Source organism: Novosphingobium organovorum (genome assembly GCF_022832435.1).
Lineage (GTDB): Bacteria > Pseudomonadota > Alphaproteobacteria > Sphingomonadales > Sphingomonadaceae > Novosphingobium > Novosphingobium organovorum.
In genome coordinates, this window is record NZ_JALHLF010000016.1 from 34,669 (window position 1) to 56,962 (window position 22,294).

The window sequence follows — 22,294 nt, forward strand, 5'->3', positions numbered from 1 at the left end:
AAGGTTTGTCAATCCATCGTGCATTAAGGCGCTTGACGCATCGAAAATGTGATATGCGGCCTAGCTTCCTAGCTTCGTTTGATCGTGTGCAATCTCGGCGACGTACCTGCGTTACCATCGAGCAGTCGGAATGGCGGCTTCTGGCCTTTGCATTCTGCAAGGGAGACGCTCCGGATCGTCCGACCAAGCTGACGTCAGATTGTTCGTGAGAGCAACGGCTCCGTACCCTCGCTGAGGATCGCAAGATATCGCCGGTAGCTGAAAACGCGACCACGCCGCCTGCCCGTGATTTCCTCAACCACCCCCAAGCATTCAAGGTCGGCGAGCACCGCGTTCACGGTCGGCGCCGACAGGCCAGTCCGTTCGACCAGTTGGTTCGCATTGAGGAACGGGTTCTGCTGGAACAGATCATGGACGCGCAGCGCCGATCCGGCACGATCACTCTCAGCGGTGATCCGTTCGCGATCCTCCTTGAACAGATCGACGATGCGGGTGGCAGCGTCAAAGGCCTGATTGGCGGTATCGGCCACGCCGGCGAGGAAGAAATCGAGCCAAGCCTCCCACGCGCCGCGCTCGCGAACCTCTTGCAGCAGCCGGTAATAGTCGTTCCGGTGCGTCTTCAGATACAGGCTGAGGTAGAGCAGCGGCTTACGCAGCACGCCGTTGACACAAAGGTACAAGGTGACCAGCAACCTCCCAATGCGGCCGTTGCCATCGAGGAAGGGGTGGATCGTCTCGAACTGGACGTGAAGCAGGCCTGCCTTGATGAGTGCCGGCAACCGGGATTCGTTTTCGTGCATGAACCGCTCGAAGGCGTCGAGGCAGCCATCGAGTTCCATGGTTGGCGGCGGAACGAACAGCGCATTGCCCAGGCGGGGGCCGCCAATCCAGTTCTGCGATCGGCGGAATTCGCCGGGACTCTTGGTGCCGCCCCGGCCGCTTTGCAACAGGCGTTCGTGCATTTCGCGGATGAGGCGAAGCGAGAGCGGCATTTCCTCCAGCCGTTCGAGACCATGCATCATGGCATCGACGTAGTTAGAGACCTCGCGGATATCGTCGATCGGCTGCCCGGCCTGCGCCTCGGTTTCGAAGCGAAGCAGGTCGGAGAGCGTCGATTGTGTGCCCTCGATCTGCGACGAAAGCACCGCTTCCTTCCTTACGTACATGTAGAGGAAGAGTTCCTGACGCGGCAGCAGCATGGTGATGCCGTCGAGGCGGCCTAGGGCACGCTCAGCGAGGCTGAGCCGGTCGAGCAGCGCCAGCACGTCGATCGGTGGCGCAGGTGGCAGCGGCGGCGGCACGAATGCCCTGACAATCTCTCCGGCGACGGGGGTTTCCACAAAACGGCCCAGCCGCGGATTCGGTTCTGGATCAGCCATGCGCGCCAATATGCATGGCACGCCTTATTTAAGCAATCTCCCCTTCACTTAATTAGCAAATGAGCTAAGATAAGCAGGCTTAAATAAGGGAGGCGGCAAGGTGCGCGATCATCTGGAACACACGCTGGATAGCGTTCGTGCGTGACGCGCGATCATCGGCGCGCCCGTCGATGTGGTCAAGGCTTGCCAACTTCATGGCGTACCGCGAGAATCCCCTTCGTGCGGAGTGATATCGACCATCTGCCCCTGGTCCAGCAAAGCGAACTGGACCGCGTGAAGCAAACGCTCATGGGCGAATTTGCCGATGCAATCGCGCGCGCAAACCAGCCGTGGAAGAAGAACGGCAAGATCCTCAAGATCATTCTGTTCGGTAGCTATGCCCGGACCGACTGGGTGGACGAGCCGGAGAATGGCTACCAGTCGGATTTTGACCTGCTGGTCATCGTCAGCCACCCAGATCTCACCGACGTCGCCGATTACTGGTATGTCGCCGAGGACAAGATCCTGCACGACAGCGCGATCGCGCGGCCGGTGAACATCATCGTCCATACGCTGGACGAAGTGAATCAGGCGCTGAGCCGGGGCGAGTATTTCTGGACTGACATCGCCCGTGACGGAATCGTGCTCTACGAGTTGCCGGGTAGCGCGCTCGCAATGCCTAAACCGCTGACGGCCGCCGACGCCTATGAGATGGCATCAGCCTATTTCCATGATTGGCTGGCTAAGGTCGACAGCGGTATCAAGCTGGCGTCCTTTGCGATCCCCAAGAAGGCGAAAGCAAAGATGCAGCCTTCCTTCTGCATCAGGCGACGGAACGTGCCTATATCTGCTTCCTACTGGTCCGTACCCTCTATTTTCCTCGCTCGCACAACATCAAGTTTCTGCGCTCGCTTGCCGAGGACAGCGAACCGCGCCTGATCGAAGTATGGCCGCGCGCCACCAGGATCGACCGCCGCCGGTTCGAACTTCTGAAGCGCGCCTATGTCGAGGCCCGCTATTCGGCGAGCTACGAGATCGGCAATGACGACCTCGACGCCCTGTCGCAAGCGGTCCGTGCCCTGCGCGATATCGTCGAGATCGTCTCGCGCGAACGCCTCGAAACGCTGAAAGCCGACGCCGGCCTCTAACCGCCAGGCACCCACTCCCGGATAGCCTTCCGTTCCGGCATCCAACCGGAACAGGCCGGCGCGAGCCCATCTGCGCCCATCAGCCCCGTTCAATTTTCAGCGCCTGTCACCGAGTCTGAAACCGCCCGAACCGGTCCTGTCCGGCGGGCGGGAGCCTCGACGTGACACCCACCAAATTGCTCATCGGCCAGATCATCGTCGTCTTCGCCATCGTCCTGCTGGGCATCTGGGCGGCGACACAATGGGCGGCAGCCATGCTGGCCTATCAACCAGAACTGGGTGCGCCCTGGTTCCGGCTCGATGGCGTGCCGGTCTACCATCCCTGGGCGCTGTTTCCGTGGTGGTATCACTACGATGCTTATGCTCCGCACGTTTTTGACCGGGCGGGCATGTTCGCAGGCGCCAGCGGCTTCATCGGCTGTGCGGCGGCGATCTTCGGTTCGCTGTGGCGCGCGCGACAATCGAGCAACGTCACCACTTACGGGTCAGCCCGCTGGGCAAGCCGCCGCGAAATCGAGCGCGCCGGGCTGCATCACGACGCCGGCGTGATGCTCGGCACGCTTCGCGGCCGCTATTTGCGCCATGATGGCCCCGAGCATGTCATGGCGTTCGCACCGACCCGCTCGGGCAAGGGCGTGGGTCTCGTCGTCCCCACCTTGCTCTCCTGGACCGGCTCGGCGGTCGTTCACGATATCAAGGGCGAAAACTGGACGCTGACCGCCGGATGGCGCGCGCGGTTCTCGCACTGCCTGCTGCTCAACCCGACCGACGCCGCGTCGGCGCATTACAATCCGCTGCTCGAGGTTCGGCGCGGCGTGGACGAAGTGCGCGACGTCCAGAACATCGCGGATATCCTGGTCGACCCGGAGGGCGCGCTCGAACGCCGCAATCACTGGGAAAAGACCAGCCATTCGCTGCTGGTCGGCGCGATCCTCCACATCCTCTATGCCGAGGAGGAGAAGACGCTAGCGCGGGTCGCGACCTTTCTTTCCGACCCGCAGCGCAGCTTCGTCGCCACGCTCCGCAGGATGATGACCACCAATCATCTCGGCGACGACAAGAATCCCAAGGTCCATCCCGTCGTCGCCTCCGCCGCGCGCGAGTTGCTCAACAAGAGCGAGAACGAGCGCTCGGGCGTGCTGTCGACCGCGATGTCCTTCCTCGGCCTCTATCGCGATCCGACCGTTGCCGAGGTCACCTCGCGCTGCGACTGGCGCATCGCCGACCTGATCGAGGCCGACCGGCCGCTGTCGCTCTATCTGGTCATCCCGCCCTCGGACATCAGCCGCACCAAGCCGCTGATCCGACTGGTGCTCAACCAGATTGGCCGTCGCCTGACCGAGCGGCTGGACCAGCCCGGCACTTCCGCACGCCGGCACCAGCTCCTGATGATGCTCGACGAGTTTCCGGCGCTCGGCCGCCTCGACTTCTTCGAGACCAGCCTCGCCTTCATGGCCGGCTACGGCATCCGTGCTTTCCTGATCGCGCAGAGCCTCAACCAGATCGAGAAGGCCTATGGCGAGCACAACGCCATTCTCGACAATTGCCATGTCCGGGTCGCCTTCGCGACCAACGACGAACGCACCGCAAAGCGCATTTCCGACGCGCTCGGCACGGCAACCGAGCAGCGCGCCATGCGCAACTATGCCGGCCACCGACTCGCGCCCTGGCTCGCCCATGTCATGGTCAGCCGCCAGGAGACCGCCCGCCAGCTCCTGACGCCCGGCGAGGTGATGCAGCTGTCGCCCGACGAGGAGATCGTGCTCGTCTCCGGGCTTGCACCGATCCGCGCACGCAAGCTGCGTTATTTCCGTGATCGCAACTTCGCCGCGCGCGTGACTCCCGCGCCGGTGCTGACGCCGGGCCGCTATCCCGATTGCCCGAAGCCGCGCGGCGATGACTGGTCCGACCGGGTGCGCGGGATCGATGCCCGGCTACATCAGGCCGAGGACGCCGCGGGTGGCGAGGACGATGGCGGTGTGCAGCAGCAGCGCCATCCTGGTCTACCCGAGCAACCAGCCAAGAGCGTCGACGCCGCAGAAACGCGCGATCCGCAACTTGTGCCCGACGATGACGATGTCGCGGCCGACAAGCGCGCCATGGACCAGGCGCAGGGCCTGAGCGCCGTCGCCCGCGGCTATGCGATCAACGAGGGCGCCCACCGCGACCTCGTGCCCGGGCTGTGAGGCGGCGATGAAGATCCGCCAGAACCTCTATCTCGACCGCGAGATTGGCGACGCGCTCGAAGCGCTCGCCGCCGGCAACCGTGGGAACAAGAGCCACCTAGTCAACGACGCGCTCCGCGACTGGCTGGCGCGCCGGGGGACCAAGGAAGTCGACGATCTTTTGAAGGTCCGTCTCGACCGGCTGTCGCGCGAGCTCGACGGCGCGCGGCGCGACATCGATGTCCTGCTGGAAAGCCTGTCGCTGTTTGTCCGCTACCAGTTGATGGTGACGGCGCCGCTGCCCGAGGCCGATGCCACAGGCCGCGCGATCGGACGCGACCGCTTCGAATCCTTCGTCGCCCAGGTCGGTCGCCAGATCGCTGCAGGCACGCGCACGCTGGCACCGCCCGAACCAAAGGGAGGCCGGTCATGATGACGGCCGTATCCGCGGATCGTCGCCGCGCCATGCTGCGCACCGCGATGGGGCCGGCAATCGCGGCCGCGCTCTCCGATCCCCGCGTCATCGAAATCATGGTCAATCCCGACGGCGCGCTCCGCGTCGACATCCTCGGTGAAGGCCGGGTCGATACCGACGTGAAGCTCGATGGCTCCCAGGTCGAGCGGATCATCCGGCTGGTGGCATCGCATGCCCGTGCCGAGGTCCATGGCGAGCGTCCCATCGTCTCGGCCGAGCTGCCGCCGCATGGGCAAGGCGCAGGCGAGCGCTTCGAAGGCATTCTGCCGCCGGTCTCGACCGCGCCCTGTTTCTCGATCAGGAAGCCCGCGGCGCGGGTCTATACCCTGATGGACTATGTGGCTGACGGCATCATGTCGGCCGAGGCTGCCCGTATGCTTTCGTTGGCAGTGGTCGATCGCCGGAACATCCTGATCGCCGGCGGCACCAGCTCGGGCAAGACCACGCTCGCCAATGCGCTGCTCGCCGAGATGGCGCATCTCGACGAGCGGGTCATCCTGATCGAGGATACCCGCGAGCTTCAATCGCCCGCCCGCGACACGGTCGCGCTCAGGACGAGAGCGGGCGCTGTCACGATGGGCGACCTGGTGCGCTCAACGCTGCGCCTGCGGCCCGACCGCATCATCGTCGGCGAGGTTCGCGGCGGCGAAGCGCTCGACATGCTCAAGGCCTGGAACACCGGCCATCCCGGCGGGATCGCGACCGTCCACGCCAACAGCGCGTCTTCCGCGCTCTACCGGATCGAACAGCTCATCCAGGAAGCCGTCGTCACCGTGCCGCGCCGCCTGGTCGCCGAGGCGATCAACCTGATCGTCTTCATCGCCGGCCGCGGCACCGCGCGGCGCATCGAGACGATCGCCTGCGTCGCGGGCATCGACCCCGATGGCGGCTACGCCGTCGTCGATCTCTCCCCAACCCCTGACCACACAGGAGACTGACATGCGCACCTTTCCCATTCCCAATCGTGACCGCCTTTTCCTGACCGGCCTGCTGCTCGGCCTTTCGCTCACCCTGACCGGCACGGCCCATGCCAGCGGTTCGGGCATGCCATGGGAGCAGCCGCTCCAGCAGGTGCTGGAATCCGTGCAGGGACCCGTCGCCAAGATCGTCGCGGTGATCATCATCATCGTGACCGGGCTGACGCTGGCTTTCGGCGAGACGGCGGGCGGGTTCCGACGGCTGATCCAGATCGTCTTCGGCCTGTCGATCGCCTTCGCCGCCTCGAGCTTCTTCCTGTCCTTCTTCAGCTTCGGCGGCGGGGCGCTCGTCGCATGAGCCACATTGAGGGCTTCGAGGCGCCGATCCACGCCAGCCTGGGCTCGCCGATCCTGCTCGGCGGCGCACCGCGCGCGATCGCGATCGTCAACGGCACGATCGCGGCCGCGGTCGGTCTCGGTCTCCAGCAGTGGCTGGTCGGCATCGCGCTCTGGGCGGTCGGCCACAGCGTCGCAGTGTTCGCCGCGCGCCGCGACCCCGATTTCGCGCCCGTGCTGCTCCGCCATCTGCGCCAGAAGGGATATCTGGCATGTTGAACCTCGCCGAATATCGGTCGCGGGCCGACCGCCTCGCCGATCATCTGCCCTGGGCCGCGCTGGTGGCGCCCGGTGTCGTCCTCAACAAGGATGGCAGCTTCCAGCGCAGCTTTGCCTTTCGCGGTCCCGACCTCGAAAGCGCGACAGAAGCTGAACTCGTCTCGGCCTGCGCGCGCGCCAACAATGTGCTGAAGCGCCTCGGTACAGGCTGGGCGCTATTCTTCGAGGCTGAGCGGCGCGGGAGCCAGGGCTATCCGGACAGCACATTTCCCGACGCCGCATCCTGGCTGGTCGATCAGGAACGGCGTGCCGGGTTCGAAGCCGAGGGCCAGCATTTCGAGAGCATCTATCACGGCACGCTGACATGGCTGCCGCCCGCCGACAGCAACGATGCCGCCGGACGGAGCCTGGTCGAACGGCCCGACGATGCGCAGGGCCGCGACTGGCGCGCCAGCCTTGCCGGCTTCATCGCCGAAGTCGACCGCATCCTCGACCTTCTCTCCGGCTTCATGCCCGAAGTCCGTGCGCTCGATGATGCCGAGACGCTGACCTATCTCCACGGCACGATTTCAGATCGTAGCCATGCGGTCGCGGCACTCGATACGCCGATCTATCTCGACGCACTGCTCGCCGACACGCCGCTGGTCGGCGGCCTCCAACCGAAGCTTGGACGAACACATCTCCGCACACTGACCGTGCTGGGATTCCCGAACCTGAGCCGGCCCGGCATCCTCGATGCGCTTAACCACCAGGATTTCGGCTACCGCTGGGTCACCCGCTTCATCGCGCTCGACAAGCAGGACGCGACCAAGGCTCTGACCAGGATCAGGCGGCAATGGTTCAACAAGCGCAAGTCGATCACCGCGCTGCTGCGCGAGGTGATGTACAACCAGCCGGTCCAGCTCCTCGATACCGACGCGGACAACAAGGTGGTCGATGCTGATCTCGCGCTGCAGGCGCTCGGCGGCGATCATGTCGCCTTCGGCTACCTCACCACCACGATCACCGTTGCCGATACCGACCGGGCGCGGGTGGAAGACAAGGTCCGCGCGGTCGAGCGGATCGTCAACGGCCTCGGCTTCACCTGCGGTCGCGAAAGCCTGAACGCGGTCGAGGCCTGGCTGTCTTCGCTGCCCGGCCAGGCCTATGCCAACGTCCGCCAGCCGCTGGTCCATACGCTAAACCTCGCCCATCTCATGCCGCTGTCTTCGGTCTGGGCGGGGCCGACGGAGAACCGTCACCTCGGCGGGCCGCCGCTGCTCCATGCCCAGACCAGCGGATCGACGCCGTTCCGGTTCTCTACCCATGTCGGCGATGTCGGGCACATGCTCGTCGTCGGGCCGACCGGGGCCGGAAAGTCGGTGCTGCTCGCCCTGATCGCGCTGCAGTTCCGCCGCTACACGAATTCCCAGGTCTATGTGTTCGACAAGGGCTTCTCGGCGCGCTCGGCGGTGTTGGCGATGGGCGGAGCGCACCATGCTCTCGGGCTCGGCGCGGAGGGCGGCCCTCATGGCGAGGATGCCCTGGCGTTCCAGCCGCTGCGCCGGATCGACGATGCCGGTGAACGCAGCTGGGCGGCGGAATGGATCGCAGCGCTGCTGGCGCACGAAAAGATCTTGGTTACGCCCGAGGTCAAGGACGCCGTCTGGTCGGCGCTGAACAGCCTCGCTTCGGCACCGCCGCAGGAGCGCACGCTGACCGGGCTCGCCATGCTGCTCCAGTCGAACGCGCTTCGCACCGCGCTCACCGCCTATACGCTCGAGGGACCCTATGGCCGCCTGCTCGATGCCGCTGAGCAGAATCTCGCGCTGGCGGATGTCCAGTGCTTCGAGACCGAAGCGCTGATGGGGCAATCCGGGGTGGTCGCCCCGGTGCTGACCTATCTCTTCCACCGGCTCGATGAACGCTTTGATGGCCGTCCGACCCTGCTGATCCTGGACGAGGCCTGGATCTTCCTCGACCATCCGCTCTTCGCCGCGCGCATCCGCGAATGGCTGAAGACGCTGCGCAAGAAGAACGTCGCGGTGCTCTTCGCGACCCAGAGCCTGGCCGACATCGCCGACAGCAGCATCGCCCCGGCCATCATCGAAAGCTGCCCGCAGCGCATCCTGCTTCCCAATGATCGGGCAATCGAGCCACAGTCACGCGCCGCCTATGAACGCTTCGGCCTCAACGACCGGCAGATCGAACTGATCAGCCGCGCGACGCCCAAGCGGCATTACTATCTGCAATCGGCGCGCGGCAATCGCCTGTTCGAACTCGGCCTGGGTCCGATCGCACTGGCGCTCTGCGGTGCGTCCGATCCCGACAGCCAGAAGCGAATCGACGGCCTTCTCACAGAGCGCGGCGCGGAAGGCTTCGCCGCTCACTTCCTGCGCTCCGCCGATCTCGCCTGGGCCGCTGATCTGATCGGCGAGTTTCCCGGCGCCGCCCGATCCACCGCTCCCCAACCTCCAGCCCCCGGAGAATGACCATGACCAGAATGCTGCCCTTCAAGAAGCCCCTCATCGCCGGCGCGCTCGGCTGCGCCGTCACCGGCGCGCTCGCCCTCGCCACGCTGGCGACGAGCGAGCCTGCCTGGGCACAATGGACCGTGTTCGATCCCTCGAACTACAGCCAGAATATCCTCACCGCCGCGCGCACGCTCGAGCAGATCAACAACCAGATTCGCATGCTCCAGAACCAGGCGCAAAGCCTCATCAATCAGGCGAAGAACCTGACGACGATCAGCTTTCCCGAGTTGCAGGCGCTCAAGCAGACCATGCAGCAGATCGACCAGTTGATGGGCCAGGCGCAGGGCATCCAGTTCAAGGTCGCAAGCCTCGACCAGCAGTTCCGCTCACTCTACCCTGACAGATTCGCGCAAAGCCTGACCACCAGCCAGCAGGTCCAAAGCGCCCGGGCGCGGATGGACACTGCGCGCGCGGCCTTCAAGCAGACCATGACCGTGCAGGCGCAGGTGGTCGAGAATATCGCCGCCGATCAGGCGGCGCTGACGGGCATCATCGCGCGAAGCCAGAGCGCCGAAGGCGCACTGCAGGCCAGTCAGGCGACCAACCAGCTTCTGGCGCTGGTCGCAAAGCAGCAGTTCCAGATCCAGACTCTCATGGCGGCGCAATACCGTGCCGAAGCGATCGAGCGGGCGAACCAAGCCCAGTCGCGTACCGATGCCCAGAGCGCTTCGGCGAAATTCCTCGGCTCCGGCAGCGCCTACACGCCCCAGTAGGCCCGCCGGTCAGGGCGGCGGCGATCCTCCGCGCCTCTGTCGCCGCCGTCGCCGCGAGGTCCGGCTCCCGCTCCCCGAGACCGCGCCTCGCGGCATCCTTTGAACCAAGCATCAGGACACGAAGCGCATGGGCGATCTCAATGTCATCGATCAGTTCATGGCGGCCTTCGTCCGCTATATCGACAGCGGCTTCGGCCTGCTGGGCGGCGACGTCAGCTTTCTGACGCGCACACTGATCGCGCTCGACATTACGCTGGCTGGGCTGTTCTGGGCATTGGGCGGCGAGGACAATGTGCTTGGCCGCCTGATCCGCAAGATCCTCTACATCGGCGCCTTCGCGTTCATCATCAACGGTTTCTCGACCCTCAGCGACATCATCTTCCGATCGTTCGCGCAGGCCGGGCTGACCGCAGGCGGTGGGACGATCACCGCTGCTGATCTGCTGAAGCCCGGCCGTCTTGCCGGGACCGGCTTCTCCGCTGCCTGGCCGCTGCTCCAACAGGTCAACCAGTATCTCGGCTTCACGACGTTCTTTGACAACTTCCTGACGATCGTGGTGCTGCTGGTCGCGTGGGTGATCGTGATCCTCGCCTTCTTCATCCTCGCCGTGCAGATGTTCGTCACGATCCTCGAGTTCAAGCTGACCTCATTGGCCGGCTTCATCCTCGTGCCCTTCGCGCTGTGGAACCGGACCAGTTTCCTGGCCGAGCGCGTGCTCGGCAATGTCGTGTCGTCGGGCATCAAGGTCATGGTGCTCGCGGTCATCGTCGGCATCGGCTCGAACTACTTCACCCAGTTCACCGCCGCGCTCCAGGGTCAGGAACCCGACATTGGACAGGCCATGAGCCTCGTGCTGGCAAGCCTTGCTCTTTTCGGGCTCGGCATCTTCGGTCCCGGCATTGCCTCGGGTCTTGTCGCGGGCGCGCCGCAACTGGGGGCGGGCGCAGCGCTCGGCACCGCGCTTGGCGCGGGCGGCATCATGTACCTCGGCGGCGCAGGGGCGGTCGATGCTGCCCGCGGTCTGGCTGCGGCCGGACTCGGCGCAATGCGTGCAGGCACCGCGATGGGTTCGGCGGCATCGACCGCCTACACGCTCGGTCAGGAAGGCGCAGGCGCATCCAGCGTCGGCGCCGGTATCGGCGGAATGGCGAGCGCCGCGGCCGGTGCCACGCGGTCGCGGATGTCGGCTGCGCTGGGTCTTGGCGAGGCCGCCGAATCTGGCCGCCAGGCCGCATTCAACGCCATGACCGGACGGCCGGCATCCGTCGCCGGAGATGCCGCGGATAGCGCATCATCCATGCCCGGATGGGCACGGGCGATGAAGGCGCAGCAGAGCGCCCGCCATCACCGCCAGACCGCCATGCACGCTGTCCAATCCGGCGACCGTGGCGGTCATGGCGCAACCCCCGACATCAAGGAAAGGGAGGACTGATCCTCATGATTTTCAAGCGCGCCGTCCAGCGATACGGACATACACCCGAGCCAGAGACGCCCTATCAACGTGCCGGGCAACTCTGGGACGAACGCATTGGCTCAGCCCGCGTCCAAGCCCGCAACTGGCGGCTGATGGCCTTCGGCTGCCTCGGCCTCAGCACCGCGCTTTCGGGAGGCCTGCTCTGGCAGTCGCTGCAAAGCCGCGTCGTTCCCTATGTGGTCGAGGTCGACAAGCTCGGCGAGGCGCGCGCCGTCCAGCCCGCCGACAAGGATTATCAGCCGACCGATCCGCAAGTTGCCTGGTTCCTCTCCCGGTTCATCGAGCATGTGCGCTCGGTCTCGCTCGATCCGGTGCTGATGCGGCAGGACTGGCTTTCGGCCTATGATTTCACGACGAAGCGCGGGAGCATATTCCTCGGTGATTACGCCCGCGCTGCCGATCCGTTCGGTCATATCGGCGAGCGCACCGTCTCGGTGCAGGTCACCAGCGTGGTGCGCGCCTCGGACAAGTCGTTCCAGATCAAATGGGTCGAGACCGCCTACGAGCGAGGCGCTCAGGCAGGCACCTCGCATTGGACGGCAATCCTGACCGTTCAGATGGTGCCGCCGACCAGCGCCGATACGCTGAGAAAGAACCCACTCGGCATCTACGTCGATGCAATCGACTGGAGCCGTGAGCTCGAGCCAGCCGGTTCCTCGCCAACGGCCGTCGCGCCGGCGCGCGCTGCGCTGCCGTCACCGGCCAGCATCCCCGCTGGATCGCCGCTCGACCCCAACCTCGGCGCCGCAACAAATCAGGAGACCCAGCCATGAAAGCCGCTTTTCGCGCGGCGACGGCACTTGCCCTCGCTGCTCCCGCTGCCGCCCAGACCACATCGACGGCTCCGGCATTGCCCGCGCGCGCAGCGGTGCCATCGGTTGCGGTCGCGGCACCGCCTGGCGCACCTGTCGAATCGTCTCCGCCGAAGGCCGCCACGCCGGTCCCGCGCCGTCGCCATATTTCCCCTTCGCCGGCCGAACTGCGCGTCTGGGCCGCCAATCGCGCCGCGACGCTCGAACCGGCGACCCGCGGCTATCTCAATGCAGTGCAGGTCTTTCCGTACATCGACGGCGTGATCTACCATGTGCTGACCGCGCCAGGCCAAGTCACCGACATCGCGCTCCAGCCCGGCGAGACGCTGGTGGCGGTGGCGGCGGGCGATACCGTGCGCTGGGCGATCGGCGATACGACTAGCGGTTCGGGTGAGACCAAGCGCACGCATGTGCTGGTAAAGCCGTTCACGGCTGGGCTCGCCACCAATGTGATCATCACCACCGATCGGCGGACTTATCATCTGGCGCTCACCAGTACCGCGCGCACGGCCATGTCGGCGCTTTCCTGGACCTATCCGCAGGACGCGCTAATCGCATTGAAGGCCGCCGCCGAAGCGGCGCGAGCAGCGCAGCCGGTGGCTTCGGGGCTCGCCGTCGAGCAGTTGCACTTTGGCTATGTCATTACCGGCGACAAGCCTGCCTGGCGGCCGCTGCGCGCATTCGATGACGGGCGACAGACGTTCATCGAGTTCCCCGCCAGTCTCGGTGAAAGCGAAGCGCCACCGCTGTTCCTGGTCGATGCCAAGGGCAATGCCGAGCTGGTCAACTACCGCGTGCAGGGCCGCTACTATGTCGTCGACAGGATCTTCGATGCGGCCGAACTGCGCCTCGGGCTCAAGCATCAGGACGTGGTGCGGATCAGTCGGCGGAGGCCGTCGTGACCGAGGCGGTGACGACACAGCCTGCCAAGCTCGATCCCGAGAACCTGGCGCTCCGTTCGCGCCCGCCGCGCGCGATCCGATTCAAGCGCGGCGTCATCATCGCCATCGCGGCGCTGGGATCGGTCAGCCTCATGACGGTGACATGGCTGGCGCTGAAGCCACGTCTGTTCCACCGCGTCGCAGGTCAGCAGGAGCTCTCCCAGCCCGATCTGCGTCCCGCCAGCGACACGCTCAGCGGCCTGCCGGTAAGCTATGGCGACGTGCCCAGGCTCGGACCGCCGCTGCCCGGCGACCTCGGCAAACCGATCCTTGATCGCCAGCAGCAGCTTGCAACCGGGATCAACCCGAGCGATCAGCAGCGCCAGCAGGCCGAGGCGGCCGAGCATGAGCGCCAGCTTGCCGAACTGAAGGCCGCGCGCGAATCCGGTGTGTTGGTACAGGGACGGCAGGCAGCGGCATCCGCCGAAGCACCGACGGCCAGCGTACCTGCTGGAGAGGGTACCCAGCCCAGTCCGCCGAAACTGGCGCTCGATCCGGCGACCGATCCCAATGCGCAGGGACGCAAGGAAGCCTTCGTCGGGAACCTCGATCCGCGCGGCGACGTCAATCCCCATGTCCTGACACCGCCGCTATCACCCTATACCCTGTCGGCGGGCAGCGTGATTTCCGCGAGCCTGATCACCGGCCTGCGCTCCGATCTGCCCGGGCTGGTCACCGCGCAGATCACTGAGAACACCTATGATAGCGCGACTGGGCGGATCCTGCTCATTCCGCAAGGCGCGCGGCTGATCGGCAGTTACGACTCGGTCGTGGCATTCGGCCAGAGCCGCGCGCTGATCGTCTGGCAGCGGATCGTCATGCCCGATGGTTCATCGTTGCGCATAGACAACGTGCCCGCCACCGATCCCTCGGGCTACGCGGGACTCTCGGATAAAGTCGATTTTCACACCTGGGCCCTGCTCAAGGGCGTGGCGATCTCGACCCTGCTCGGCGTGGGTGCGAACCTGACGTTCACCGGCGAAAGCGACCTCGTCCAGGCGATCCGGGAGTCCACTCAGCAGAACGTGTCCCGCGCTGGCGACCAGATCACGTCCCGCAATCTGCAGATCCAGCCGACGATCACGATCCGGCCCGGCGCTCCGGTACGGCTGATTGTGCACCGTGATCTCATACTTGCACCGTGGCGCAATTAGGAGGAACATATGCCGGAACTCAAGCTTCCTAAGCTGCCGGACAGGACGGCGATCAAGCTATCCTTCACCGTCACGCCAGACCTGCATCAAATGCTCCAGGACTATGCCGCGCTCTATGCAGAGTCCTATGGGCGCGAAGAGCCGATTGCAGAACTCATTCCAGCAATGCTGGCCGCATTCCTCGAAAGCGACCGGGCCTTCTTGCGCTCGCGACGTGTCCCGGTGCGATGATGATCGCCTACGCTTCCCGCATTGGCACAGGTCGCGATCTGGACGCCCTGCGTGCTGCCGGATGGCGGCTGGTGGTATCGGCACGCGGTGTCCTTCGCGCTGAAGGATTCCGCTATGCGCTCGACAATGGCGCGTGGACCTCGTTCCAGCGTGGCGAACCCTCGCATGCAGCCGCGTTCGAGAGGCCGGCCGGGAGGATCACACTATGACGCTCAATTGCCTGCGATCGCGGTCATGACGAGATCGCCAACCATCGAAGAGCGCAGACAGGCGAGGCAGGAAGCCCTTGCCGCTCTGGAGACATTGCCGACCGAGCCGATCAGCGTGCGGGTATCCACTGCGGTGAAGCTCACAGGCATCCCCCGATCGACGCTTTACGAGTTAATCAAGTCCGGCGAGATCGAGACCGTCAAGATCGGCAGATCGACATTCATCCCCTATCGCTGCCTGAGGCGGCTGGTTGAAGGCTGAAGCAGTAAATTGTCGAGGGTGTACGCGCGGCAACGTAAAAAAATGTTGCTGATCGGGAATGAACGCGGCGGCGGAAGATCGATAGCAGCGTCATATTCCCGATTGGGAACATGGATAATCATCGTCTCGACAAGATTGTTTCGTTTGCGATGACAACAATATCGTCCGAGTTTCTTCCGTGCTTATTTTTCCGCGCAGGAGTTCAGAATCGGCGTCATCACTTTCACATGCGCATCGATACGCTCGAGCACCTTCGCTGGGACGACGGCGCGCTCCGGCAGATGCCACCAATGCTCATTGACGCGAGCCACCGTCTCCACGACGGCTTGGAGAACCGCCGGCTCGGGCAGCCTCGCGCGGTTCGCGAAGGATTTCCAGCGCGGCGCCGACAGCGCCTTGAACGACCGTTCGCCACCAAGTGACAGCGCCATGCTGTCTGTGGGAATGTAAGGGATGGTCGATAATACGTCATAGATCGGCGCGAGCGCGGGCGTACTGCCGTCATCACGATAGATCAGCGACCAGTTCTTCAGGTGCATGTCGCCATTGCCGGTCACCACCGCCAGCGCGAGCCGGCGCACAAATTCGAGCGCGGAGGTAGGGGACACGGCCGCGTTCACGGCGGCGGCCACATCGTGATAGGCCGCCCCCTCATATTTGCGCGAAGGATAGACGCCAAACACCTGGGCGAAGTCCTCGATGTGGATTCTTTCACCCTGTGAGCCACGGTCAAAACGCCTGATGAGAAGGACTTTGCCGTCTGACAGCGTGTCGAAATCGTCCGGAATTCCCTCGAAATCGGATTTCTCGACCAGTTCGCGCTCGGGCACGTCCATGCCGATCGCGGCCGCCAAGGCGAGATTGGCAAACTCGTTCTCGGACACACCCGGAAATGCCGTGGAGGGGAACTTCGCGATATATTGCCCCTGGTCGTCATCGAGCGGAAGCGTCAGGCCGCCCCCCTTGCCGGTGTTCTTCATCACCGACAGCTTCATCTGCACGCCCGCGAGTGAAAAACGCGCCTTCGGCTTTCCCTTTGCACTGTCCTGCAACGTTACTTTCGTGCCGTCACTCGGCAGGACCCGGACGGCTCCCGGCAGATCCGCGCCGAGCGCCGCCAACAGGTCGAAATCATTGCCCGGACGGACGGCGTCTGCATGATGCTTTTCCATCGCCTCGCGCAGCTTGTCTTCTGGTAGCAGGTTGGCGAAGAAGGCCGGCAATGCCCCGCTCACCGGCTTGGGATCCTTGCGCAAGCCCCCGGTGGCCGCGCGGAAGGACAGGCTGAGGATCGGCACACCGCCAGTCGTCCGGTATGCCTCGTCAAAGCTGAACGCGTTGAAGTCACCGGGCGTCCTGACGATCACACCGACCTTCAGAGCATTCAGGAACACGTCCAGGGACTGGATCGCCTGAGGTGCGTGAGAAGTCTGAGCCATGAGGTTCGCCTTCAATCCGGCTGTGAAACAAAGGCGGGCAAGTCGTCGTCGTCACGCGGACGCATCAATGCCCGGACGGCCGGGACCATCGCTTGCGGCACCAGCATCATCTCCAGCCCGAGCGCACGGGAGACATTCATGAGCGTCGTTGCGCGCGCTGCAGCAATGCCCGTTTCGATATCGCGATAGCGTGGACGGGATATGCCAGCCAGATCGGCCACCTGTTCTTGCGTCAACCCGGCCGCCAGCCTCGCCTGCCGCAGGAGGTCGCCGAGTTCGCGCAGGGTTTCGGATATAGCGTTCACGGTGATCCCTATACGTTTCAAAATGAAATCACATGAAGCGTCTACATATCTTGCTTTGGCCGGCACGTCAAATTTGAATGATCCCTTTTCATATCATATAGGCTGAATGAGATATGTAAACGTATCATGATTTGGATAACGTCTGCCCGTTCAGGAGCGAAGAGAACAAGCGACTGGTAGCGATGAGACGCTGGGAAATGGCATCTTCAGGGTCTGGCGGCCTATGATCTGTCCGAAATTTGAAGTCGTATTTCGGACAGCGGCGGCTCCTCACGCCGGGTCAAGCGCTTCGGGATGCGCAGATTTCAGGTTATCGTTCCGCGCGAAAATTAGGTTTTCCTGTTTGGAACGATCGGAACCGGGTTATCCGAATCACCCGCCTGATTGACCTGCTTTCAGGTCGGAATTTTCCGTCGAAGGACTCGAACCTCTGAAGCAAAAAGTCCCAGGGTATCGATTATGGCATCTACCGACGACAGACGCAGTATTCTATTGAATTATAATAACAAATTTGCCGTTTTTGAGTTCTCTTCTGGCACCAACACCCTTCTAAAGGGTTGGTTTCTAATGAAACCCCGGAAATCCACCATTCGGTAACCGCTCGGTCGTACACCAACTCGTACACCGAGGCATGAGATGATCGTCGTGGTAGATTACCTCCGTAAGAGCAAGAGCGGCATCCTGATGTACAGGCGCCGGTTCCCGAGGGAGCTGGTGTCGTTGATCCCGTGCAGGAGCCCCAAGGGCCGCGAGTTCTTCCAGTTCTCGCTGAATGGCCAGGGACATCAATGAACCCGTTGCTATGGATCGCTATCGGGCGCTGGAAGCCGAATATAAGGCGATCCTGGGCAACGCGCGGCGCGAAGCCAACCAGAATTACGATCCTCTTGTCGACGCCCTGATCGAGTTCCTCGTAAAGACCTATACCCGCGTTGTCAGGCGGGATGCGGTTTAATTCTCCTCATGCTGCCTGGCAGGTCGGCGCCTTGCCCCAGCGGAACTCGCTATGATCGCACCACATGCGGTGCATGATGACGGCAAGCTTGCGGGCGACAGCAACGCGGGCCTTCGCCATACCGCGTCGCTTCGCGACATTCATGCCCCACGCCGTAAGCCGTTCCCCGAACATCTCCCGCGCGAGCGCGTCGTCATTCCCGCGCCGTGTTCGTGCCCGTCCTGCGGCGGCGCGCGCCTGTCGAAGCTGGGCGAGGACGTGACCGAGACGCTCGAAGTGATCCCGCGCCAGTGGAAGGTGATCCAGACGGTCCGCGAGAAGTTTTCATCCCGGGATTGCGAGGCGGTCACGCAGCCCCCGGCGCCGTTCCATGTCGTGCCGCGCGGATGGGCCGGGCCAAGCTTCCTCGCCATGCTGCTGTTCGAGAAGTATGGCCAGCACCAGCCCCTCAACCGCCAGGCCGAGCGCTTCGCGCGCGAAGGCGTGGCGCTCAGCACCTCGACGCTGGCCGACCAGGTGGGCGCGGCGACCTTCGCCCTGATGCCGCTCTATCGACGGATCGAGGCGCACGTGCTTGCGGCCCGGCGGCTGCATGGCGACGATACGACCGTGCCGGTCCTGGCCAAGGGCAAGACCGATACGGCGCGCCTGTGGGTTTACGTCCGCGATGACCGGCCCTTTGCCGGCAGCGATCCGCCCGCAGCGCTGTTCCACTATTCCCGCGACCGGCGCGGCGAGCATCCGCGGGCGCATCTGGCGTCCTGGGCAGGGATTCTGCAGGCCGATGCCTATGGTGGCTACAACGAGCTCTATGCGCCCGGCCGTCAGCCCGCCCCCGTGATCGAGGCCGGCTGCTTCGCGCATGCGATCTGGCCGCATCGCGTCGGATCGGAGGCGCGGCGATGGAGCTGCTGTGGGCGCTGGCGGAGCGCGCGCCGTACGCCGCCGTGCTGGAGGCCAACTTCCGGTCGCGCAGCGCTTATGAGCGCACGCGTCTGCTCGGTCTCGGCGGGCCAATCCTCGAAATTCACTGTGACTGTGGACCCGAGACCTGCGCATGGCGGTTCCGCGCGCGCGGCGGCAAAGGGACACCACCGGGCCCATCCGCTGAAAGATATCTCGTGCGAAATGCTGGATGAATACGACGGCCCGGTTGGTGTCGGACCGGTCATCCGGGTGGACACGCATGGCCCTGTGAACCTGCCTGGGCTTGCCGCAACCGTGCGGAGCACCCTGAACCGGCTTTGTGCGGAGTGACACCAGAACGCGCCTAGCGCTTTTTTCCAGTCAGGTGGAATTACCAGACGATGCGGAAAATGCGTGAAAACCGCTCTAGCCTGGGGCATCGCCCCCATGGACCTGTCCGAAGGCTCGACGAACTCGGGTTGGGTGGCCCACGATTGGGCCTGCCTGCTGGCGGCATCGAGCCGCTTGTGGTGCCCGAGGCCGCATTGCTCGATGTCTTTGGCGGCAAGGATTGGCGGTACAGCTATCCCAGCGGCGACAGGGGCGAATAGACCGTTATCCTCTTTACGCGCACGGCGGCGCGTGAGGGGGCGTAAACCCTCTCACGCGCGACGCTGGATCGGTGCCGTATGATCAGTCGAGAAAGGCGCGCATCGCGCGCGAACGGCTCGGGTGCTTGAGCTTGCGCAGCGCTTTCGCTTCGATCTGACGGATGCGCTCGCGGGTGACCGAGAACTGCTGGCCGACTTCCTCGAGCGTGTGATCGGTGTTCATGCCGATGCCAAAGCGCATGCGCAGCACGCGTTCCTCACGCGGGGTGAGCGAGGCCAGCGAACGGGTGATCATTTCCTTCAGATTGGCCTCGATCGCCGCATCGACCGGGATCACCGCGTTTTCGTCGCGAATGAAGTCGCCGAGGTGGCTGTCCTCTTCATCTCCGACTGGGGTTTCCAGCGAGACCGGTTCCTTCGCGATCTTGAGCACGCGCTTGACCTTTTCGAGCGGCATCGAGAGCTGCTCGGCCATTTCCTCCGGCGTGGGCTCGCGGCCGTGTTCGTGGAGGAAGCGCCGGTTGGCCCGCACCAGCTTGTTGATCGTCTCGATCATGTGGACCGGGATGCGGATCGTGCGCGCCTGATCGGCGATCGAGCGGGTGATCGCCTGACGGATCCACCAGGTCGCGTACGTCGAGAACTTGTAGCCGCGGCGGTATTCGAACTTGTCGACCGCCTTCATCAGGCCGATGTTGCCTTCCTGGATCAGGTCGAGGAACTGCAGTCCGCGGTTGACGTACTTCTTGGCGATCGAGATCACCAGACGCAGGTTCGCCTCGACCATCTCCTTCTTGGCGATACGCGCCTCGCGCTCGCCCTTCTGGACCATGTTGACGATGCGGCGGAACTCGGACAGCGCCATGCCGGTGGCCGCGGCAATCTCCGAGACCTCGTTGNCTCCTTCTTGGCGATACGCGCCTCGCGCTCGCCCTTCTGGACCATGTTGACGATGCGGCGGAACTCGGACAGCGCCATGCCGGTGGCCGCGGCAATCTCCGAGACCTCGTTGCGGATCCGCTCGGCGGCATCGGCTTCGGCCGCCGCGAAAGCCGCCCACTTCTTGTCCTTGCCGGCCATTTCGGCGACCCAGCTGTCGTCCAGTTCCCGGCCGACGTAGGCATCGAGGAAATCGGCGCGCTTGACCTTGTGGCGCTCGGCCAGGCGCAGCATTTGCCCGCCCAGGGTCGTGAGACGACGGTTGAACACGTAGAGGTTGTCGATCAGTTCCTCGATCTTGGCCGCGTGGAACTTGACCGATTCGACCTCGGCGGTGAGCTCGCCGCGCAGCTGCTGGTATTGCGCCTCGCGCGCCTCGGGGAAAGCGATGCCGAGCCCGGCGGCCTGCGTGCGGTCCGACTGCAGGCGTTCGAAGCTGCGGAACAGCCCGGCGATCAGCGCGAAGCGCTCCAGCGCATCGGGCATGAGCGTCGCTTCCATCTGCGCAAGGCTGATGCCGCCTTCGTCCTCGTCGGCTTCTTCGCGGCGCGGGTTGGCGGCGGGCGAGCCATTCTCGTCCAGCTGGTCCGCGTCCTGTTCCTCGGAATCCTCGTCATCGCTGAACGAGGGTCCCGCGGTCTTTTCGCTGATTTCGTTGCCGCCGTCATCCTCGTCGCTTTCGGCGAAGGTTTCCGACTGGGTTTCCTTGGCCAACATCGCGTCGAGATCGAGAATCTCGCGCAGCTGCATCTGGCCGGAATCGAGGGCCTCGGACCACTGGATGATCGCATGGAACGTCAGCGGGCTCTCGCACAGGCCCTGGATCATCATGTCGCGGCCAGCTTCGATACGCTTGGCGATGGCCGCCTCACCTTCGCGGGTGAGCATCTCGGCCGCGCCCATCTCGCGCAGGTACATGCGGACCGGATCATCGGTGCTGCCGATGTTTTCCGCCTTCCGGGGCTTGGCCGCGCGGCTCTCGAAAGCCGCGTTGCCCTCGCTGCCTTGATCGTCTTCGTCGCCGCCATCCTCGTCGGACGGGGAATCCTCGTCGCTCTCGTCCCCGGCCCGCGCCCTGGTCTTTTCCGGGGTATCGTCGGCGTCGGGATCGTCCTCGTTCTCGACGATCCGAATGCCCATCTCCGAGATCGCGGCCATGACGTCCTCGATCTGGTCGGCGGTCATCTGGTCCTGCGGGAGGGCGCTGTTCAGCTCGTCGACGGTGATCGTGCCGCGACGCTTGGCATAGGCTATGAACTTGGCGACAGAGCCGCGGTTTGCTTCGATAACCGGCGTTTCCATCTCTGCGCCGCGTTCATTTCTGCTCATATCTAGGTCGTCAACTCAGGTTTCAGGTCTCGGGCACGAGACCGTGGAGGCGATTGCGACAGCCCCATTGCCGGACAAGCCCGCGAAGTTCCAGCGCGCTGTCCACGATTTCGTGAGATCGCGCGCCCGCAAGCGACGATCTCAGGCCTGGGCTGCCCTTTCGTGTGTGGGATCGCTGCGCTCTGTCACGCCCCCGCGCCGGAAATGCAAGGCGAAATGACACGCAGGCGTCCACAGGGGGTGATCGCGGCAGGCGAGGCGATGCCGGACGCCCCTTGAGGCCGAAGCCGGGCGCGCGCTCCTTATCTTATACCAAGCCCTGATGCCTGCACCTCTCGGCGCTTGGGTATCAGAGCATTTTCCAGTCAGGGGGCTTTGTTGCGCAAATGCCCGAGGGATTCCGATTGTGAACTCAGTTGGTTATGGGTCGGTGATGAGCAAACCGCCCCGCGCACGCTACCGCACGACGAACTGGAAGTCCTACAACGCAGCGCTGGCGCAGAGGGGGTCGCTTCAGGTCTGGTTTGATCCCGGGATGCAAATGCTGTCCGCGCCAACCCGTAATCGCGGGCGCCACCCTGTCTTCTCCGACGCCGCGATCCAGGCCAGCCTGCCCCAGAAGGGCGTGTTCAAGCTGCCCTTGCGCCAGACCTCCGGCATGGTCGCCCGCCTTCTCGCGATGGTCGGGCTTGTATGGCTGGTGCCGGATTTCAGCACTCTGAGCCGGAGGCAGAAGACCTTGCTTGTCGAGATCCCCTGCCAGCCCCGTTCCGGGCCATTGCATCGGCTGATCGACAGCACGGGCATCAAGGCCGTTGGAGAC

General features: G+C 64.3%; 20 protein-coding genes and 4 pseudogenes. 18 read left to right on the forward strand and 6 right to left on the reverse strand.

What is annotated here, in order from left to right; all coding sequences use genetic code 11:
• Nucleotides 1-194: 194 nt before the first annotated feature.
• Nucleotides 195-1,379: a Fic family protein gene (locus MTR62_RS06775; RefSeq protein WP_244018299.1), complete on the reverse strand. Its 1,185-nt coding sequence runs from the start codon at nt 1,377-1,379 to the stop codon at nt 195-197.
• Nucleotides 1,380-1,520: 141 nt separating this feature from the next.
• Between MTR62_RS06775 and MTR62_RS21440 the strand changes: the two genes are divergently transcribed.
• The 15 genes from MTR62_RS21440 (at nt 1,521) to MTR62_RS21445 (ending at nt 14,987) form a co-directional block, all read left to right on the forward strand.
• Complete coding sequence (locus MTR62_RS21440; protein WP_244018302.1) at nt 1,521-2,297, forward strand: nucleotidyltransferase domain-containing protein; 777 nt, start codon at nt 1,521-1,523, stop codon at nt 2,295-2,297.
• Complete coding sequence (locus tag MTR62_RS06785) at nt 2,204-2,506, forward strand: HEPN domain-containing protein (protein ID WP_244018337.1); 303 nt, start codon at nt 2,204-2,206, stop codon at nt 2,504-2,506. Before MTR62_RS21440 ends, MTR62_RS06785 begins: the two co-directional genes overlap by 94 nt.
• A 161-nt stretch (nt 2,507-2,667) precedes the next feature.
• A complete protein-coding gene (locus MTR62_RS06790) occupies nt 2,668-4,692 on the forward strand; it encodes a conjugal transfer protein TraG (protein WP_244018304.1) in 2,025 nt (674 codons plus the stop codon).
• A gap of 7 nt (nt 4,693-4,699) precedes the next feature.
• The gene (locus MTR62_RS06795) at nt 4,700-5,104 is read left to right on the forward strand and encodes a CopG family transcriptional regulator (RefSeq protein ID WP_244018306.1); all 405 of its coding nucleotides are present in this window, start codon (nt 4,700-4,702) and stop codon (nt 5,102-5,104) included.
• Nucleotides 5,101-6,084 (forward strand): P-type conjugative transfer ATPase TrbB, encoded by a 984-nt coding sequence (trbB, locus tag MTR62_RS06800; RefSeq protein WP_244018308.1) that lies wholly within the window; start codon nt 5,101-5,103, stop codon nt 6,082-6,084. Before MTR62_RS06795 ends, trbB begins: the two co-directional genes overlap by 4 nt.
• Before the next feature lies 1 nt (nt 6,085).
• Nucleotides 6,086-6,421: a TrbC/VirB2 family protein gene (locus MTR62_RS06805; RefSeq protein ID WP_244018311.1), complete on the forward strand. Its 336-nt coding sequence runs from the start codon at nt 6,086-6,088 to the stop codon at nt 6,419-6,421.
• A complete protein-coding gene (locus MTR62_RS06810; protein WP_058736506.1) occupies nt 6,418-6,678 on the forward strand; it encodes a VirB3 family type IV secretion system protein in 261 nt (86 codons plus the stop codon). The genes MTR62_RS06805 and MTR62_RS06810 overlap by 4 nt, the downstream gene beginning before the upstream one ends.
• Entirely contained in the window at nt 6,672-9,149 is a 2,478-nt protein-coding gene (gene trbE, locus MTR62_RS06815) for a conjugal transfer protein TrbE (protein WP_244018313.1), read from the forward strand. The genes MTR62_RS06810 and trbE overlap by 7 nt, the downstream gene beginning before the upstream one ends.
• A complete protein-coding gene (gene trbJ / locus MTR62_RS06820) occupies nt 9,146-9,904 on the forward strand; it encodes a P-type conjugative transfer protein TrbJ (protein WP_244018315.1) in 759 nt (252 codons plus the stop codon). The genes trbE and trbJ overlap by 4 nt, the downstream gene beginning before the upstream one ends.
• A gap of 127 nt (nt 9,905-10,031) precedes the next feature.
• Nucleotides 10,032-11,336, forward strand: a complete 1,305-nt coding sequence (trbL, locus tag MTR62_RS06825; protein WP_244018317.1) for a P-type conjugative transfer protein TrbL — start codon at nt 10,032-10,034, stop codon at nt 11,334-11,336.
• A 5-nt stretch (nt 11,337-11,341) separates the two neighbouring features.
• Nucleotides 11,342-12,151: a conjugal transfer protein TrbF gene (gene trbF / locus MTR62_RS06830; RefSeq protein ID WP_244018319.1), complete on the forward strand. Its 810-nt coding sequence runs from the start codon at nt 11,342-11,344 to the stop codon at nt 12,149-12,151.
• On the forward strand, nt 12,148-13,092 hold the full coding sequence (trbG, locus tag MTR62_RS06835) for a P-type conjugative transfer protein TrbG (protein WP_244018321.1): 945 nt from the start codon (nt 12,148-12,150) through the stop codon (nt 13,090-13,092). The genes trbF and trbG overlap by 4 nt, the downstream gene beginning before the upstream one ends.
• The gene (locus MTR62_RS06840) at nt 13,089-14,285 is read left to right on the forward strand and encodes a TrbI/VirB10 family protein (RefSeq protein ID WP_244018323.1); all 1,197 of its coding nucleotides are present in this window, start codon (nt 13,089-13,091) and stop codon (nt 14,283-14,285) included. Before trbG ends, MTR62_RS06840 begins: the two co-directional genes overlap by 4 nt.
• A gap of 9 nt (nt 14,286-14,294) precedes the next feature.
• A complete protein-coding gene (locus tag MTR62_RS06845) occupies nt 14,295-14,516 on the forward strand; it encodes a DUF2274 domain-containing protein (RefSeq protein ID WP_244018325.1) in 222 nt (73 codons plus the stop codon).
• 21 nt (nt 14,517-14,537) lie between these two features.
• Nucleotides 14,538-14,987, forward strand: a complete 450-nt coding sequence (locus MTR62_RS21445; RefSeq protein WP_327194385.1) for a helix-turn-helix domain-containing protein — start codon at nt 14,538-14,540, stop codon at nt 14,985-14,987.
• A 182-nt stretch (nt 14,988-15,169) separates the two neighbouring features.
• Here the strand turns inward: MTR62_RS21445 and MTR62_RS06855 are convergent, their stop codons facing one another.
• Nucleotides 15,170-16,426: a type II toxin-antitoxin system HipA family toxin gene (locus MTR62_RS06855; RefSeq protein WP_244018327.1), complete on the reverse strand. Its 1,257-nt coding sequence runs from the start codon at nt 16,424-16,426 to the stop codon at nt 15,170-15,172.
• Nucleotides 16,427-16,437: 11 nt separating this feature from the next.
• Complete coding sequence (locus tag MTR62_RS06860) at nt 16,438-16,731, reverse strand: helix-turn-helix domain-containing protein (RefSeq protein ID WP_062068364.1); 294 nt, start codon at nt 16,729-16,731, stop codon at nt 16,438-16,440.
• A gap of 802 nt (nt 16,732-17,533) precedes the next feature.
• Here MTR62_RS06860 and MTR62_RS06865 point away from each other — a divergent pair.
• Entirely contained in the window at nt 17,534-17,686 is a 153-nt protein-coding gene (locus MTR62_RS06865; protein ID WP_244018329.1) for a hypothetical protein, read from the forward strand.
• A 6-nt stretch (nt 17,687-17,692) separates the two neighbouring features.
• On the opposite strand, the pseudogene MTR62_RS06870 reads toward MTR62_RS06865, so the two are convergent.
• Nucleotides 17,693-17,845 (reverse strand): annotated as a pseudogene (locus tag MTR62_RS06870) (IS110 family transposase); the annotation flags it as partial.
• On the opposite strand from MTR62_RS06870, the pseudogene tnpC reads away from it, so the two are divergent.
• Nucleotides 17,834-18,553: pseudogene (tnpC, locus tag MTR62_RS06875) on the forward strand (IS66 family transposase); the annotation flags it as partial. The pseudogenes MTR62_RS06870 and tnpC overlap by 12 nt on opposite strands.
• Nucleotides 18,554-19,285: 732 nt before the next feature.
• On the opposite strand, the pseudogene rpoD reads toward tnpC, so the two are convergent.
• Together rpoD and MTR62_RS21580 are read right to left on the reverse strand one after the other, a co-directional pair.
• A pseudogene (rpoD, locus tag MTR62_RS21575) lies at nt 19,286-20,086 on the reverse strand (RNA polymerase sigma factor RpoD); the annotation flags it as partial.
• A gap of 29 nt (nt 20,087-20,115) precedes the next feature.
• A pseudogene (locus tag MTR62_RS21580) lies at nt 20,116-21,471 on the reverse strand (RNA polymerase sigma factor region1.1 domain-containing protein); the annotation flags it as partial.
• 433 nt (nt 21,472-21,904) lie between these two features.
• On the opposite strand from MTR62_RS21580, the gene MTR62_RS06885 reads away from it, so the two are divergent.
• The coding region (locus tag MTR62_RS06885; protein ID WP_244018331.1) for a transposase at nt 21,905-22,294 on the forward strand (390 nt) is incomplete at its 3' end.